Below are 14,732 nucleotides of genomic sequence, written 5' to 3' on the forward strand. Positions count from 1 at the left end.
TCACAACGGTGTGCCGAGCCGGCGACGGCGCGGAAACAGTACGAGGCCGAGGCCCCAGAAGCCCGCGCGCATCACCAGCGACAGGATGATGTAGAGGACCGCGACGATGATGTAGGTCTCGAACGCGCGGTAAGTGTCCGACTGGATGTAGTTGGCGACTGCGGTGAGTTCTTCCGCCGAGATCTGCGAGCAGACCGAGGAGGCCAGCATCAACAGCACGAACTGGCTGGTCAGCGCGGGATAGACCTTCTCGATCGCGGGCAGCAGGATGATGTGCCAGTAGATCTGGAGGCGCGACAGCGCCAGCCCCTCGGCCGCCTCGATCTGTCCGCGCGGGATCGCCTCGAAACCGGCGCGCATGATCTCGGCGGTGTAGGCGCCGACATTGATCGTCAGCGCGGCCACCGCCACGGTGAAGGCGGAGAATTTCAGCCCGAGGCTGGCGAGGCCAAAATAGACCAGGAAGATCTGCACCAGCAGCGGCGTATTGCGGATGGCCTCGACATAGATCTTGCAGGCGGCTGCGATCAGGGCACTGTGCGCGCCGCGCCCGACCGCCGCGAGCGTGCCAAGGACGGCGCCGCAGACCGTCGAAAAGGCCGCCAGCTCCAGCGTGAGGACGGCGCCGGCGAGGAAACTCGGCCAACGCTCCAGCACTGCGGGAAAGTCGAGTTGGAGGCTCATCGTATCAGGGTCAGCCGGTGGTCTGGTTGGTCATGCGGTCGTAGACGCGGAACAGCGCCTGGTTGCCGTTGTTGCCTTCGCCGTGGGCGCGCGCATCGACATATTGGCTGGTGACGAGCGCGGTGCCGGGCAGCGGCACGCTCAGCGCCTGCGCCTGCTCCTGCACCAGGCGGAGGTCCTTGAGCTGCAGATCGATCCGAAAGCCGGCGGAGACGTCGCCCGCGATCATCGCGGGGCCGAGCTTGTCGAGCATCCAGGATGCGGCGGAGCCACCGAGCAGCACGCGGCGCAGCAGATCGAGATCGAGGCCAGAAGCGCGACCGAGCGCCAGCGCCTCGCAGATCGCCTGGATGTTGATGCCGCAGATGAGCTGATTGCAGAGTTTTACGGTCTGGCCGGCGCCGGCCGCCCCGACATGCGTGATGGTCGTGCCCATCGCGCGGAAGAACGGCTCGGCTTTGGCAAATGCTTCGGCGTCGCCGCCGGCCATGATCGAGAGCGCGGCGTTCCTGGCGCCGAGCGGGCCGCCCGAGACCGGCGCATCGATGAAGCTGACGCCGGCCTTTTGCAGGTCTGCATGGATGCGGCGGACGGCGACCGGTGAGATCGTGCTCATGTCGACGATGAGCTTGCCTGATGGTGGCGACTTCAACAGCCCATGCTCGCCGTAAATGGTCGCCTCGACATGGGGCGTGTCGGGCAGCATGGTGATGACGACATCGGCGGCTTGCGCGGCCTCGGCCGGACTTTTGGCGCGAACCGCGCCTTCCTTGACGATGTCGGCGACAGCAGCCTCATTGAGGTCGAAGGCGCGCACCGCGTGCCCGGCCTTCAAGAGGTTGCGCACCATCTCCAGGCCCATCGTGCCGATGCCGATGAAGCCGACGCTGCCCTTGTCGTTCCGTCCCATGTTATCAGTCCGTTTCTTGTTTCGTCTGTCTGCGGTCAGCGCGAGGCGCTGGTCTTGTCCAAGTCGCCGACGACGGCGCGTCTGCGGAATTCGTCTCCAATGGCAAAATGCTTGCGCAGCGTTGCGTCCGCGCGCTCCGGATCGCGCGCGATCACCGCTTCAAAGATGCGGCGGTGGTCGTCGATCAGATAGGTCTTCATGGACGGGAAGGCCTGCACCAGCTCGCGGCGACTGCGATGCGAATGCGTCAACAGACCGGCCATCGAGCCATGGAGGACGGTCAGGGTTTCCGAGCGTGAAGCCATCACGATCGTGCGGTGGAAATCGAAGTCGGCTTTACCGCCGCCATCCGCCTCGTCGATCGTTTCCTCGATTTTCGCAAGCGCGCGCTGGAGCCGCTCGTAATCGGCAATGTTTGCGCGCTCGCAGGCAAGCCGGATCGCCTGGCACTCGATCGCGACGCGCGCCTGCATGACGTCGTCGAGCATGTCCGCTTGCTGGGCGAGCGCGAAGGTGAAGAAGTCGTTCAGCACGGAGACGTCCGGCCGCGTCACCACGGTGCCGACGCGGTCGCGGATCTCGACGATGCCGAGCACGGTGAGGGCGCGTAGCGCCTCGCGCACGATTGGCCGGCTGACGCCGAGAAGGCTCGCGAGCTCACGCTCGGAGATCAGGCGATCGCCGGGCTTAAGCGAGCCCGCAAGCAGCCGTTCGCGCAAGAAGGCGAACACCTTCTCAAAGCCCTTTTCGCCTTCGGCCGCGCGCTTGAGTTCCATCCCTGTCTCTTTTGGTCTGATCTTGGTAAGACCAGTTAGGATGACCAGAATGGTGCGTCAAGCGCCTTGGTTAACCTCCCGGTGTCGCAGGCACCGCCAATCCGAGCCGTTCGCCGGCCCGATCCTTAGAATTTGAAGCGTATTGATCGGAGCGTTCACTTAGAGAATTTGAGGTCCGCGATGCCCGACCATCATTCCTTCTCCGTGCTCGATCGCCATGCGGTGTTGAGCGGCTCCGATGACGGTTTCCCCTGGTACGCGGGCGCGATGCTTGCGGTCGAGGCGAGTGATGTGATGCGCTTGCGCTACGAAAAACTCAGCCAGGGCAACGAGGCCGCCGGGCGGGAGGCCGTGCTGATGGTGAGCGAGAAGATCGCAGCTGCCTTCGAGACGGCAGCTAGCCTGCTTGCCGGGGCGACGCCGGCAGTGATCGTCCAGCGCTATCGCGAGCATGTGGCCGCGAATGCCAAGCGGTTGTCCGCGAGCGAGGCTCCGTGACGGGGCCGCGCTGCTGACAGCATGTTGGCAGCAGGGTCCGGCTACGACCATCTCCTGACAAAACGGAGAGCGGGTCATGCGGATCGAGGCAAGCTGTCATTGCGGTGAGACGGTGTTCGAGGTGACGGAGGCGCCCTCGAGCGTGACCCGCTGCACCTGTTCGCTCTGTGCCAAGCGCGGCGCGTTGTGGGCCTATTATACGCCGGCGCAGTTTCGGCTGCTGTCGCCGGCGGAGAACGTCGCTACCTATCTCTGGGGCAGCCGGACGGTCAGACATCATTTCTGTGCAAGCTGCGGCTGCGGCACCTATTCGGAGTCGCCGGACTGGTCGACCGGCAAACCCGATTTCGACAATCCCAAGGTCGGCGTCAACGCGCGCCTGTTCGACGAGTTCGATCTGGAGGCCGTGCCGGTGAACATGATCGACGGCAAGAATTTGTGGTGAGCATGCGCTCTCAGGCATATCTGCCGCACGGTCTGTCCACCATTCCTCACCAACCCAAGCGGGAGTGGTGGGCACGCTTCGCTTTGCCGCCTTACGAGTTCGTTCATTTATTTCAGCACGACCCACGCCGGCGCGTGATCGCTGGCGCCATCCTCGCCGCGAACCTTCTTGTCCACGCCGGCTTTTGTCAAGCGTGAGACGAGGGCGGGGCTGAGCAGGAGATGATCGAGCCGCAGGCCCGCATCGCGCGGCCAGCGGTTTCGCTTGTAGTCCCAGAAGGTGTAGATGCGCTGCTCCGGGTGCAGTTCACGGATCGCGTCGCACCAGCCTTGTGCCGCCAGCGACGCAAAGTCTGCACGGCTCTTCGGCTGGATCAAGGCATCCTTGTCCCACGAGCGCGTCGGATAGATGTCGATCTCATCAGGCGCGACGTTGTAGTCGCCGGCGAGCACCACGGGCAGGTCCTGCTTGATGAAAGTTTTGGCGTGGCGCTTGAGCCGCGCGAACCAGTCGAGCTTGTACTCGAATTTCGGTCCCGGCTGCGGATTGCCGTTCGGCAGGTAGATGCTGGTGACGATGACACCGCTTACGGCGGCCTCGATGTAGCGGGCTTCGAGATCGGCAGGCTTTCCCGGCAAGCGATCGCGGATGAGAATGGGCTCGGCATTGCGAGCGAGGATGGCGACGCCATTCCAGGTCTTTTGTCCACACCACACTGCGCCGTAACCGGCCTTTTCGATGGCGGCCGCCGGAAATTCGCCATCACTTGCCTTCAATTCTTGAAGCGCAACGACATCAGGTTTCGCCGTTCGCATCCATGCCAACAGATTGGGCAGGCGGCGATTGATGTTGTTGATGTTGAATGTCGCAATCTTCATGTAGAGCTGACCGCTTCTTACGTTCCGACACCGGAGATGAAATGTCCAAGTTGAACTTTGCCGCCATCGCATTGCTCGTCGCATTCTCCGGAGCGACTTCGGCACAATCCTCCGATCCGCGCGGCGCGTGCAAGGCGGACTACGATAAATTCTGCGCCGGCCTCGCACCGGGCGGGGGCATCGTCGCCTGCCTCAACGGCAAGCGCGATCAGCTCAGTGCAACCTGCAGGACGGCGCTGGACAGCAGGAAAAAGAAGTAAGCAGCGAGCTGCTCAGCTCGGCAGCGGCGGCGGGTTCGCGGGCTGCTCGACCGGCGGCGGGGAGGGCAGTTGCTCTGCCATGGTCGCGGGAGCCGGCTTTGCCAGCGGCTCCACCACATTGCCGCCCTTGTAGATTCGCGCGTAGCGGTGGCCGAGGCTGGTCAGCACCTCATAGCCGATCGTGCCGAAATGATGGGCGAGCTCGTCGACGGTGATGCCCTCGCCAAGCAGCGTCACCATGTGGCCGCGCCGCGCCCCGTTCGGCGGCAAGTCCGTGATGTCGATCGCGATCAGGTCCATCGAGACGCGGCCCGCGACGGGGCAGCGCTTGCCGGCGACGATGACCTCGGCGCCGCGGGTGCCGTCATTGGAGCTTGCGGCGCGGAAATAGCCGTCGGCATAACCGACTGCGATGATCGCCAGTTTCGTCGGCCGCCGTGCGGTCCAGGTGCCGCCATAGCCGACGCTTTCGCCGCGCTCGACGCTGCGGATCTGCACGATGCGGGCCTTGAGGTCGACCACCGGCTGCATCGGATTGTCGGCCTCCGGCGTCGGGTTGACGCCGTAGAGCGCGGCGCCCGGCCGCACCATGTCGAACTGGAAAGGTGCGCCGAGGAAGACGCCGGAGGAATTGGCGAGCGCGGCGGGCACGCCAGAGAATTCGCTGGCGATACCGCGGAAGGCCGCGAGTTGCTTGGCGTTCGCTGGGTTGTTGAGCTGCTCGGCCGAGACCAGATGACTCATCACCAGCGTGATGCCGTGGTCGCCGGCATTGATGCGCGGGATGATGGCGTGCGCTTCCGCAAGCGTCAGGCCAAGCCGGTTCATGCCGGTGTCGATGTGAACAGCCGCGCCACCGGTCCAGCCGGTTCGGCGGCAGAACACGTCCCATTCGGCAAGCTCGTTGAGATCGCCGATCACGGGGCGGCAGTTGATTTGGGCGTAGTGCTCGCCGGTGTTCTGGAAATAGCCGCCGAGCACGTAGATCGTAGGCTCCGGCACGGCTGCTCGCACCTTGCGCGCTTCCTCGATGGTGGCGACGAAGAAGGTCTTGCAACCGGCCTTGTTCAGGGCACGCGCAACCTGCTCGGCACCGCAGCCATAGGCGTCGGCCTTGATCACCGCCGAGCATTCGGCTGGCACCGCGGTCTTCTCGAGCTTGCGCCAGTTGGCGATGATGGCGTCAAGGTCGACGGTGAGCACGCCGCCGAAGGCAGCGAGCGTGGCAGTTTGATTGGCCTCCGCGGAGAGAAGGCCGGATTGCGGGATCATTTTCGGGTCGGACGCCATTGTCATGACGCCGTTTTACGCAAGAGACCGCTGCGGTTCAACCCAAGGAACCAACAAGGAACCGAACGAGGAGCCTAGTAGTCGCCGCCACCGCGGTCCGGCACCTGACTGTCCGGCGCAAGGTCGCCAAATCGTGTGATCGAAGCTTCAAAGGCCAGATCGACGGTGCCGGTCGGGCCGTGGCGCTGCTTGCCGATGATGACTTCGGCCTTGCCATGCGCAAGATCCATGTCCAGGCGCCATTTTTCGTGCTCGGGTGTGCCCGGGCGCGGCTCCTTGTTTCCGAGGTAATATTCCTCGCGGTAGACAAACAGAACGACGTCGGCGTCCTGCTCGATCGAGCCGGATTCGCGCAGATCTGAGAGCTGCGGCCGCTTGTCGTCGCGCGACTCCACCTGGCGCGAGAGCTGCGAGAGCGCGATCACGGGCACGCTCAGTTCCTTGGCCAGGGCCTTCAGACTTGTCGTGATCTCGGTGATTTCCTGCACGCGGTTTTCGCTGCGCTTGCCCGAGCCTGACAAGAGCTGGATGTAGTCGATGACGATGAGGTCGAGGCCCTTCTGCCGTTTCAGCCGGCGGGCGCGCGCCATCAGCTGCGAGATCGAGAGGCCGCCGGTCTCGTCGACATAGAAGGGCAGCGATTGCAGCTCGATCGAAACCTCGCGGATATTCTCAAAATCGGCTTCCGAGATGCCGCCGCGGCGGATGTGGGAGGAGGGAATGCCGGTGCGCTCGGCGACGATACGCGTGGCGAGCTGGTCGGCCGACATTTCGCAGGAGAAGAAGCCGATGACGCCGCCATGGGCGGCCTTCGTGGTGCCGTCGGCCTGCAGTTCCGGAACATAGGCCCGGGCGACATTATAGGCGATGTTGGTTGCAAGCGACGTCTTGCCCATGCCGGGGCGGCCGGCGACGATGATGAGGTCGGAGTGCTGCAAGCCGCCCATCTTGGTGTCGAGGTCGCGCAGGCCCGTCGAGATGCCGGACAGCTTTCCGTCGCGCTGGAACGCTTTCGCGGCGAGATCGACCGCGAGCGTTAGCGCCTGCGAGAATTTCTGGAAGCCGCCGTCGTAGCGGCCGGACTCGGCGAGCTCGTAGAGGCGGCGTTCGGCGTCCTCGATCTGCGCCCGCGGCGCGAAGTCGACCGGGGCGTCATAGGCGACATTGACCATGTCCTCGCCGATGCCGATCAGATCGCGGCGCAATGCCAGGTCGTAGATGGTGCGCCCATAATCCTGCGCATTGATGATGGTGGTCGCTTCGGCGGCGAGCCGCGCCAGATATTGCCCGATGGTCATGCCGCCGACATCGGTGTCGGCGGGCAGGAAGGTCTTCAGCGTGACGGGCGTCGCGATCTTGCCCATCCGGATCAGGCTCGAGGCGGTCTCGAAGATGGTCTGGTGCAGCGGCTCGAAGTAATGCTTCGGCTCCAGGAAGTCGGAGACGCGGTAAAATGCGTCGTTGTTGACCAGGATCGCGCCCAGAAGGCTCTGTTCCGCTTCGATATTATGCGGCGCGCTCCGATAGGCGGGAGTTCCGGATTCCGGCGCGAGCTTGAGAACGTTCGAATCAGTCAGGGCCATGGTCGAGCGATAGCAATTTTCTGGGGCGGATGCGGGGCCGGGATAAAGCGCCGCCTCAGCGCAAAGCGGAAGCAAAAGCTCGCCGCTATCAACCGATCATTAAAATGGTGGATGATTGGCCGCCGCAGTGCGCGCCGCGCTTGACGGATTTTCGCTGAATCAGGTCGCGGCGCAGGAAGCGACCGCGCCACGGAAAACTCCGGATGAAGTGAACCTAATGGGTTGGCGGGCAGACCTATCGAGACGCGCGCGAAATGACGCACGCTGGGAGCTTTCGGCTCGGTTCAGACCAGCAGAAGGTAGACCAGTGCAACCAGGGCCGCCCCGACGCCGGTAGCGATCAGGGCGTAATCGGTGCGGAGGTCGTCCTGCACGTCGAATGAGGTTTGGGTCTCTTTGCTCATGGCGACGGTCTAGGCCAGGGCCGGCGGGACTTATGTGAAGCAGATCACATCTCCCCGGATTCTTTCGGGGGTACGGCCGGAACAGGCGAGCGGGCGGGGGGTTGTCTCCCGCGATCCGCCACCAGGAACGAGGCAAGCGATGCGGCCAGGACGGCAGCTCCGGAATTGGCGAAGCGAAGCAGGCAGCCGGCTTTGGCTGTCGGGGCTGATCGCGGCCATGGAGCACGCTGAGCGGCCTGAAGTGCGTCGGGAACCGGTCGCCCCCGAAATCCTGAAGGCACTGCGGATACAGTTGGCCTTGACTGCCTCTTTCCGGTCCGCTCCGATTTCGACCCTGCACCACTAGGACTTATTCACCAGCCATCTTCAGCCTCGGCTTGGCGCCGGCTTCGACGGCCAGCAGCCGGGCTTCTTCACGCGCGATGTAGTTGCGTGTCATCGGCACTATGCCCTGGCGCCGGGTGAGTTGAATCTGGAAGTTCATCATATCCTGCTTGCGGAACGTCATCTCGCTGGCTGCCAGATAAAATTCCCACATCAGCGCGAAGCGCTCGTCGTACAGCTGTACGGCTTCTTCGCGCCGCGCCATGAAGCGCTCGCGCCATGCTTTCAAGGTTTCGGCGTAATGCAGCCGCAGAATCTCGATGTCGCAGACCAGCAGGCCCGCCCGCTCGATCGCCGGCAGCACCTCCGAGAGAGCGGGGATGTAGCCGCCGGGAAAGATGTATTTGGCGATCCAGGGATTGGTGGAGTCCGGGCCCTGCGAACGGCCGATCGAGTGCAGCAGCATGACGCCGTCTTTGTCCAACAGCTCGGCGCAGCGCCGGAAGTAGGTGTCGTAGAAGCGGGCGCCGACATGCTCCAACATGCCGACTGAGACGATGCGGTCGAACGGGCCGGCGACGTCGCGATAGTCCTGAAGCAGGAATTTGGCCGATCCGGTCAGACCCTTTTCGGCTGCGCGCGCATTGGCGATCTGCAACTGCTCGGTCGACAACGTTATGCCGGTGACGTCAACACCTGCGATCCCGGCGAGATAGAGCCCAAGTCCGCCCCAGCCCGAGCCGATGTCGAGCACGCGCTGGCCGCCCTTGACGAGCAGCTTTGCGGCGATGTGTCGTTTCTTGGCGAGCTGCGCATCGTCGAGGGTGGTCGTCGGCGTCTCGAAATAGGCGCAGCTATATTGCTTGTCGGCGTCGAGGAAGAGCGAATAGAGCCTCGCATCGAGATCGTAGTGGTGTGCGACGTTGCTGCGGGAGCGCGGGCGCGGATTGAACTGCCTCAGGTGCCGCGCCAGGTAGCGAAGGTGCCACCAGGGTTTTGCCCAGTGCGGCAATAGGTCGGGTTGATCGAGCAGGATCGCGAGGGCATCAGCTATGGCGCCGTGCTCGACGACGAACTCGCCGTCCATATAGGCCTCGCCAAGCCCGAGCTCGGGATTGACGAGGATCTTCCGCTCTGCGTCCGCGGTGACGAAGCGGACTGCAACCGGTTCGCCTGAGCCATCGCCGACCGTGAACTTCGAACCCTTTGCCGCGGTCACCGTCATCGACCCGCGGCGGATGAATTGAGACAGGAATTGACGCAACAAACGGTCCATCGATACCCATCCTCTCGAGCGAACCCGAAGAGATGCGACTAAGCCGGCATTCACCCTACGCGCGGCCACCGCAGCGGTTCCTATGCGTTTGCATCTAAATCTAGGGGAAGTGTCCCGTCCCGGCTATTGCGCTGTGTTCACGGCCGATATTCAAAAAGCGCTTAATCACATTCTTGCGCGTGGAGCCTGCTTCCATTCGCGGCTCAATCGGATAAAAGGTGACCCGCCGCCGCGCCCCATGCCGGCTGCACCTCTCGGAATTCAATGGAGATGATGGGAATGTCGAGCCGAGCGCTCAGCCTCGCGACGCTATTGCTTTTGATCGGCTTCGGCGCGACCGATGCCGCTCTCGCGCAGGCGACGAACCTCGAGGCCGGTAAGGCCCCATCCCAGCTGTTCACGCAGACCTGCACTGCATGTCACAAGAGCCCGCGCGGCCTGTTGAAGTCCGTGGCGCCGGGTTCGCTGCCGGGCTTCCTGCGTCAGCATTACACGACCAGCTCCGACATGGCCGGCGTGCTTGCTTCCTACCTCGTCTCCAACGGCGCCACCGACACCCGCTATCAGGCAAAGGACGGCAAGGACAAGAAGGACGGCGCCAAGGACAAGGAAGCAAATACCAATCCCGCGCAGTCCCCTGAACATCAGGGCCGCCGCCAACGTTCCCACGAGTCCGCCAGGCCGGAAGGCGAGGGTGCCGCTCCCGCGGCCGAGGGCGCACGTCAGAAGCGCGCGGCGCGGCCGGCCGAGGAGGGCGCCAAGGAAGGCGTGAAGCCCGAGGGCCAGGCCGCCCCCGAAGGGCGCAAAGGTAAGCGTCGCGGCAAGCCCGGGATCGAGGAGGCGCCGAAGGTCGATGGCGCGTCGCCGGCGGCAGACGACAAGAAGAATGAGCCGAAGGTCGAATCCAAGCCCGAGACTGCGAAGGATGATTCCGGCGAGTCCAAATCTGAAAGCAGCAAGCCGGCCGAGAAGCCCGCCGAGGCCAAGCCCGAGAGCGCCAAGGTTGAGCCGCGCGGAAGCGATACTCCGGCGCTGCGGCCCGATCCGGTGCCGCAGGTGACACCCGCTGCACCGGCCCGCCGCGAAGCCCGCCGAGCCAGCTGCGCCCAAGCCGGCGGAAGAGGCTGCTCCCAAGCCTGCCGCGAGCTCCGAACCGCCAGCGAAGTCGCAGGAGGCGCCGCCGCCCGCGACCGCTGCCGCCCCACCCGCGGCGCCAGCCGAATCGTCCGGTGCGCCGACGCCGCCGATTTCGAGATAAGCGCCCCATTTTTTCCGATCGACTTGCGAAGGCCGCACGCATCCGCGGTCTTCGCAGACCCCGGTGATGTTCGTCAGCCAGCTCATCGGTCCGGCGCAGATTTTTTGCCGCGCCTTCCTGTCGGGACGCGACCGCGCCGATCCGCGCACCGAGACCGATACGTGATCGCCTGCGCGGTTCGAGCGTTGCGGCCACTCGATCGCATCAATAAACAATAAGTAAAGGCCCCATGCGAGTGGAAGCAGATCCGGAATTCGGACCGATCGCCGAGCGCATCCACGCCAATGTCGGTCGGCAGAGTTTTATGAATCTGGTCGGGGCCGAACTGTCTGAATCGTCGCGCGGCACCTGAAGCTGATCTGCCGGGCAAGGGTGATCAAGCCGGGGCGTCAGGTCTGCGTGGTCGCAGCTGACGTGTTCTGCGTCAGCGATGGCGTCGAGAAGCATACGGCAACGGCGCTCGCCTCGATAGCGATGCTGAGCGAGGACGTCGTCGCGAAAACGAAAAACCCGGCCGCCTGAGGCGGCCGGGCTTCGAAAGCCTGCGCGAACGCGAGGCTTACTTTTCGGTCTCTTCCGCAGCCGGCGCCGGCTCGGCGTCGTCCTGCTGGGCTTCCGGATCGAAGAACTCGCCGGCGGCGGCAATCGCTTCGGCGGCAGCATCCCGGTCTTCGTTGCGGGTCGAGATGTCCTCGCCGCGATTGAGGCGCTCGGCCTCGTCCTGGCTGCGCGCCACGGTGACACTGATCTCGACCTCGACCTCGGGGTGGACGGCAACTGTGATGGTGTGCTTGCCGATGGTCTTGATCGGCGCGTCGAGCTGAACCTGCGGGCGGGACAGCGAAACGCCGTCGGCTTCGAACGCCACGACGATGTCGCGCACGTTGACCGAGCCGAACAGTTGGCCGGCTTCCGAAGCCTGACGGATCACGATGATGTTCTTGCCCTGGATCTTCTCGGCGACCTTGGACGCCTCGCCCTTGGACTCAAGGTTGCGAGCCTCGAGGTCGGCCTTCATGCCGTCGTACTTGGCGCGGTTGTCGGCGGTGGCGCGCAGCGCCTTGCCGCGCTTGAGCAGGAAATTGCGGCCATAGCCGTCGCGAACCTTCACGACTTCGCCCATGTGACCGAGCTTGTTGACGCGTTCCAGCAAAATGACTTCCATATTCGTTCTCCTTCGAAGTGTTGAGTGGGTTGGATTTTCGGACTTGAACTTAAGGGACCGGCAGCGGCGGTGGCTGGCGCGTACGCAGGAAGCGTTCGCGGAGGCCGAACACGGCATCCGCAAGGCCGAGGATCACCATCGCGATGACGGGCCATCCGAACACGACGACGACGGCGTAGGTCGAGCCGAGCCAGAAAGTGCGGCTCTTCAGCGCCAGCGTCAGCGTATGCAGCACCGCAAAGCCGGTCAGCGCATATCCCATCATTAGCGCCGCCGTGGCGATCTGCGCCACGATCGCAAGCAGTCCGCCGGTGAAGCAGAAGGCAAGCGCGATGCAGAGCGCCACGAGCGTCATCGGCGGCAGCTCCGCCGTCATCAGGTCCGGCCAGGGGCGCCGCAGCCGGCCCGACGTCGCCGTCACCTTGGTGCTGAGCCAGAGATTGAGGGTCAGCGTCATCATCGCGACGATGGTGGCGCCGGCCGGCGCGATCCGCACCAGCGCGTCGACAAATTGGTCGGTCTCGCCGGAGGTCTGCGGGTCGGCGGCGCGGAGGAGGCGCATCAGGCCACGACGCAGCGTGCCGATGATGGTTTCGGCGTCGGTGCCGAGGGTGAGCAGGGCGGCGATCGTGGTCAGCGTGGCGAAGCCCGCGATCCATAGCAGGATGCGGCCGACCGGATACCACTCGAGCGCAGGTTCGGCCGACGGCTCGGCGGCGGCTCCCGGGGCGACGGGTTCCCGCTGCCGGCTGAGCAGGACGAGGTGGCCGAGCCACCAGGCCGGCAGTGCGACGGTGACGGCGAAGGCGATGCCGTAGGGCAGGCCGAACAGGGCGCCGAGACCAAGCGCGGCGGCGATGCCGCCGAGGGTCGCGCAAAGCGGTCCCCAGCCGATCGAGGCGACCATCAGCGGCAGCGGTGCGAGATAGAACAGGACGAGCGAGATCAGCGCGCCCGAGACGATCGAGGCGAACATTACGGCCGACGCAGCGCCGGCGATCAGGGCTATCAGTCCAAAGGCCATCATCAGCTGTCCCGCTCCCTTCGAGCGGTTAGAGGCATCTCGCCCCAACCATCGGCGACCGGACGACCCGGAAGCCTTATGAGAAACTAGGTAATACGGCCGGCGGCGATGTCACCGCCGGCCGAATTCGTCTTAGCGAATGACGTAGGGCAGCAGGCCCAGGAACCGCGCGCGCTTGATGGCGCGGGCGAGCTCACGCTGCTTCTTCGCGGACACCGCGGTGATGCGGCTCGGCACGATCTTGCCGCGCTCGGAGACGTAACGCATCAGCAGCTTGGAGTCCTTGTAGTCGATCTTCGGAGCATTCGCGCCCGTGAACGGGCAGCTCTTGCGACGACGGAAAAACGGGCGGCGTGCACCAGCTTCAGCCATTGTTCTTACTCCCCATCCGTCGTGGTGGTGGTGGTGGCAGTAGTCGTGGTTTCAGCGTCGTCGCGCGGACGGCGCGGACCGCGGTCACCGCGGAAGCCGCCACCTTCACGATCGCCGCCACGGAAACCACCCTCGCGGTCGCCACGGAAGCCACCGCCTTCGCGATCGCCACGGAAGCCGCCGCCACGGTCGTCACGCTCGCGGTCACGGTCGGCCTTGCGCATCATCGCGGACGGACCTTCCTCGAGCTCCTCGACGCGGACGCTGAGATAGCGGATCACGTCTTCGCTGATGCGCTCCTGGCGCTCGATCTCGGCGATCGCCGCGGACGGCGCGTCGATGTTGAGCAGCACGAAGTGCGCCTTGCGATTCTTGTTCATGCGGTAGGTGAGGGAGCGCACGCCCCAATTCTCGGTCTTGACAACCTTGCCGCCGAGACCCTCGACAATGCCGGTCATCTGCGCAGTCAGTTCTTCGACCTGCTGCGTGCTCGCGTCTTGGCGCGCGAGAAAAACATGCTCATAGAGAGCCATGGAAGTCCTTTCCTCATGTTGGCGCATCGCCCGGCGTCAAGCCCTTAAGAGGCCTTCGGAAAGGACTCTGGGATTAAGCTCAGAAGGCGGAAACACGGGACGACGGGCCGACTGGCCCTGCCACACCAAGATCACGAATGATTTGCTGAGACCGTCCGTTCAGCTCCCGGCCGGGGTCTGCGGATGCGCGCCTTATACGGATTTTGGCTGACTTGGCAAGGTTGAGGGCGGCATTTTCGGCGCGGATGGTCCCGATGCGGGCGGCCTGACCCACCGCAGAGTAACATGCCGGCTTGATTTATTTGTTTGTATGTCATACAAATAAATCAACGGAGCGGACCCCAATGGCAGAAAACTTGTCCCAGGAGCCGTTTGAGGCGGCTGGCGACCCCAAGCACGCCGCCCGCGCTACGCGCTCGGCCGGCCGCAGAATGCGCTCGCTGCTGCTGGATGCCGCGAGCCCGCTGTTTCGGGAGCGGGGGCTATCGGGCACGGCAATCACCGACATCGCAGCCGCCGCGAACGCGTTCCCGAGCCAGATCACTTACTATTTCCGCACGAAAGAGGCGCTGTTCGTCGAATGCGCCTGCCGCGAGCTGCTGTATCTGGCGCGGGCGACCGAGCGGGCGGCGCTGCAGGCGCGCACGCCACGGGACTACACCCATGCGCTGGCCGAGACCGTGACGGCAAACGATTCGGTGGCCTTCTTCGCCGAGGCGCTGACGCTGACGCGGCGGCGCCAGGATCTCGCACCGCTGGTGGAGCGCACCATCGAGCGCCTGCACAGCGAAGGCGCGCGGGCCTATGCAAGCCAGGTTGAGCGGCACGGCTGGCGCTCCCTGCGCGCGCCCGACGAAAGCTCGCGGCGATTCTGGGCCGTCGCCATCGGCGTCATTCTCGAAGGCTACGCCATGGGCCGTTCGCCCGAGGCTCTGTGCGCCGAGATGCTGCGCGTGCTCGGCGAGCAGGCGAAATCCACGGGCGACACGGCGCGCCTTCGTCTCGTCGACGAGCGGGACGCATCAAGCAATTCGAATGAGGAGGGTTAGGCC

15 protein-coding genes and 3 pseudogenes are annotated in these 14,732 nt (G+C 64.5%); 7 read left to right on the forward strand and 11 right to left on the reverse strand.

Annotation, left to right across the window (positions count from 1 at the left end):
- The 3 genes from ACVWW3_RS08695 to ACVWW3_RS08705 are packed head-to-tail and all read right to left on the reverse strand — an operon-like array spanning position 1 to position 2,370.
- A complete protein-coding gene (locus tag ACVWW3_RS08695) occupies positions 1 to 684 on the reverse strand; it encodes an amino acid ABC transporter permease (protein WP_247346263.1) in 684 nt (227 codons plus the stop codon).
- 10 nt (positions 685 to 694) lie between these two features.
- Complete coding sequence (locus ACVWW3_RS08700; RefSeq protein WP_247346780.1) at positions 695 to 1,684, reverse strand: NAD(P)-dependent oxidoreductase; 990 nt, start codon at positions 1,682 to 1,684, stop codon at positions 695 to 697.
- Positions 1,630 to 2,370 carry a FadR/GntR family transcriptional regulator gene (locus ACVWW3_RS08705; protein WP_247346266.1) on the reverse strand — a complete coding sequence of 247 codons (741 nt, stop codon included), beginning with the start codon at positions 2,368 to 2,370 and terminating at the stop codon, positions 1,630 to 1,632. Before ACVWW3_RS08705 ends, ACVWW3_RS08700 begins: the two co-directional genes overlap by 55 nt.
- 180 nt (positions 2,371 to 2,550) lie before the next feature.
- Between ACVWW3_RS08705 and ACVWW3_RS08710 the strand changes: the two genes are divergently transcribed.
- Together ACVWW3_RS08710 and ACVWW3_RS08715 are read left to right on the forward strand one after the other, a co-directional pair.
- Complete coding sequence (locus ACVWW3_RS08710; protein WP_354103644.1) at positions 2,551 to 2,868, forward strand: hypothetical protein; 318 nt, start codon at positions 2,551 to 2,553, stop codon at positions 2,866 to 2,868.
- Positions 2,869 to 2,944: 76 nt separating this feature from the next.
- On the forward strand, positions 2,945 to 3,313 hold the full coding sequence (locus tag ACVWW3_RS08715) for a GFA family protein (protein ID WP_456650320.1): 369 nt from the start codon (positions 2,945 to 2,947) through the stop codon (positions 3,311 to 3,313).
- Positions 3,314 to 3,420: 107 nt separating this feature from the next.
- Here the strand turns inward: ACVWW3_RS08715 and ACVWW3_RS08720 are convergent, their stop codons facing one another.
- Positions 3,421 to 4,191, reverse strand: coding sequence for an exodeoxyribonuclease III (locus ACVWW3_RS08720; RefSeq protein WP_456650319.1), 771 nt, complete (start codon positions 4,189 to 4,191; stop codon positions 3,421 to 3,423).
- 41 nt (positions 4,192 to 4,232) lie between these two features.
- Between ACVWW3_RS08720 and ACVWW3_RS08725 the strand changes: the two genes are divergently transcribed.
- Positions 4,233 to 4,451 (forward strand): cysteine rich repeat-containing protein, encoded by a 219-nt coding sequence (locus ACVWW3_RS08725; protein WP_247446976.1) that lies wholly within the window; start codon positions 4,233 to 4,235, stop codon positions 4,449 to 4,451.
- Between the two features lie 12 nt (positions 4,452 to 4,463).
- On the opposite strand, the gene alr is transcribed toward ACVWW3_RS08725, so the two are convergent.
- The 3 genes from alr to ACVWW3_RS08740 form a co-directional block, all read right to left on the reverse strand.
- Positions 4,464 to 5,741: an alanine racemase gene (alr, locus tag ACVWW3_RS08730; RefSeq protein WP_456652043.1), complete on the reverse strand. Its 1,278-nt coding sequence runs from the start codon at positions 5,739 to 5,741 to the stop codon at positions 4,464 to 4,466.
- 74 nt (positions 5,742 to 5,815) lie between these two features.
- Entirely contained in the window at positions 5,816 to 7,324 is a 1,509-nt protein-coding gene (locus tag ACVWW3_RS08735) for a replicative DNA helicase (protein WP_456650318.1), read from the reverse strand.
- A 753-nt stretch (positions 7,325 to 8,077) separates the two neighbouring features.
- The gene (locus ACVWW3_RS08740) at positions 8,078 to 9,328 is read right to left on the reverse strand and encodes a class I SAM-dependent methyltransferase (RefSeq protein ID WP_456650317.1); all 1,251 of its coding nucleotides are present in this window, start codon (positions 9,326 to 9,328) and stop codon (positions 8,078 to 8,080) included.
- A gap of 279 nt (positions 9,329 to 9,607) precedes the next feature.
- Between ACVWW3_RS08740 and ACVWW3_RS08745 the strand changes: the two are divergent.
- The 3 pseudogenes from ACVWW3_RS08745 to ACVWW3_RS08755 all read left to right on the forward strand — a co-directional run bounded on the left by ACVWW3_RS08745 (position 9,608) and on the right by ACVWW3_RS08755 (position 11,108).
- A pseudogene (locus tag ACVWW3_RS08745) lies at positions 9,608 to 10,586 on the forward strand (hypothetical protein).
- Positions 10,587 to 10,643: 57 nt separating this feature from the next.
- Positions 10,644 to 10,804, forward strand: a pseudogene (locus ACVWW3_RS08750) (TetR/AcrR family transcriptional regulator); the annotation flags it as partial.
- Between the two features lie 11 nt (positions 10,805 to 10,815).
- Positions 10,816 to 11,108: pseudogene (locus ACVWW3_RS08755) on the forward strand (hypothetical protein).
- A 37-nt stretch (positions 11,109 to 11,145) separates the two neighbouring features.
- Here ACVWW3_RS08755 and rplI read toward each other — a convergent pair.
- From rplI to rpsF, 4 genes are all read right to left on the reverse strand, one after another.
- On the reverse strand, positions 11,146 to 11,751 hold the full coding sequence (gene rplI / locus ACVWW3_RS08760; RefSeq protein WP_456650315.1) for a 50S ribosomal protein L9: 606 nt from the start codon (positions 11,749 to 11,751) through the stop codon (positions 11,146 to 11,148).
- 49 nt (positions 11,752 to 11,800) lie between these two features.
- The gene (locus tag ACVWW3_RS08765; protein ID WP_354046928.1) at positions 11,801 to 12,778 is read right to left on the reverse strand and encodes a DUF2232 domain-containing protein; all 978 of its coding nucleotides are present in this window, start codon (positions 12,776 to 12,778) and stop codon (positions 11,801 to 11,803) included.
- Positions 12,779 to 12,907: 129 nt separating this feature from the next.
- Positions 12,908 to 13,147, reverse strand: coding sequence for a 30S ribosomal protein S18 (rpsR, locus tag ACVWW3_RS08770; protein WP_007592020.1), 240 nt, complete (start codon positions 13,145 to 13,147; stop codon positions 12,908 to 12,910).
- A gap of 5 nt (positions 13,148 to 13,152) precedes the next feature.
- Positions 13,153 to 13,680, reverse strand: a complete 528-nt coding sequence (gene rpsF, locus ACVWW3_RS08775; RefSeq protein ID WP_456650314.1) for a 30S ribosomal protein S6 — start codon at positions 13,678 to 13,680, stop codon at positions 13,153 to 13,155.
- A 344-nt stretch (positions 13,681 to 14,024) separates the two neighbouring features.
- Here rpsF and ACVWW3_RS08780 point away from each other — a divergent pair, with 344 nt between their 5' ends.
- Positions 14,025 to 14,729 carry a TetR/AcrR family transcriptional regulator C-terminal domain-containing protein gene (locus ACVWW3_RS08780; RefSeq protein ID WP_456650313.1) on the forward strand — a complete coding sequence of 235 codons (705 nt, stop codon included), beginning with the start codon at positions 14,025 to 14,027 and terminating at the stop codon, positions 14,727 to 14,729.
- The last annotated feature ends 3 nt before the right edge of the window (positions 14,730 to 14,732 follow it).

Source organism: Bradyrhizobium sp. LM2.9, from assembly GCF_054056555.1.

Bases quoted from the DNA above. Each gene is read 5' to 3' on its own strand.
- ACVWW3_RS08715 (WP_456650320.1), top strand. From the start codon at position 2,945: ATGCGGATCGAGGCAAGCTGTCATTGCGGTGAGACGGTGTTCGAGGTG.
- ACVWW3_RS08765 (WP_354046928.1), bottom strand. From the start codon at position 12,778: ATGATGGCCTTTGGACTGATAGCCCTGATCGCCGGCGCTGCGTCGGCC.
- ACVWW3_RS08705 (WP_247346266.1), bottom strand. From the start codon at position 2,370: ATGGAACTCAAGCGCGCGGCCGAAGGCGAAAAGGGCTTTGAGAAGGTG.
- ACVWW3_RS08735 (WP_456650318.1), bottom strand. From the start codon at position 7,324: ATGGCCCTGACTGATTCGAACGTTCTCAAGCTCGCGCCGGAATCCGGA.
- rpsR (WP_007592020.1), bottom strand. From the start codon at position 13,147: ATGGCTGAAGCTGGTGCACGCCGCCCGTTTTTCCGTCGTCGCAAGAGC.
- ACVWW3_RS08710 (WP_354103644.1), top strand. From the start codon at position 2,551: ATGCCCGACCATCATTCCTTCTCCGTGCTCGATCGCCATGCGGTGTTG.
- rpsF (WP_456650314.1), bottom strand. From the start codon at position 13,680: ATGGCTCTCTATGAGCATGTTTTTCTCGCGCGCCAAGACGCGAGCACG.
- ACVWW3_RS08720 (WP_456650319.1), bottom strand. From the start codon at position 4,191: ATGAAGATTGCGACATTCAACATCAACAACATCAATCGCCGCCTGCCC.
- rplI (WP_456650315.1), bottom strand. From the start codon at position 11,751: ATGGAAGTCATTTTGCTGGAACGCGTCAACAAGCTCGGTCACATGGGC.
- ACVWW3_RS08740 (WP_456650317.1), bottom strand. From the start codon at position 9,328: ATGGACCGTTTGTTGCGTCAATTCCTGTCTCAATTCATCCGCCGCGGG.
- ACVWW3_RS08725 (WP_247446976.1), top strand. From the start codon at position 4,233: ATGTCCAAGTTGAACTTTGCCGCCATCGCATTGCTCGTCGCATTCTCC.
- ACVWW3_RS08695 (WP_247346263.1), bottom strand. From the start codon at position 684: ATGAGCCTCCAACTCGACTTTCCCGCAGTGCTGGAGCGTTGGCCGAGT.
- ACVWW3_RS08780 (WP_456650313.1), top strand. From the start codon at position 14,025: ATGGCAGAAAACTTGTCCCAGGAGCCGTTTGAGGCGGCTGGCGACCCC.
- alr (WP_456652043.1), bottom strand. From the start codon at position 5,741: ATGGCGTCCGACCCGAAAATGATCCCGCAATCCGGCCTTCTCTCCGCG.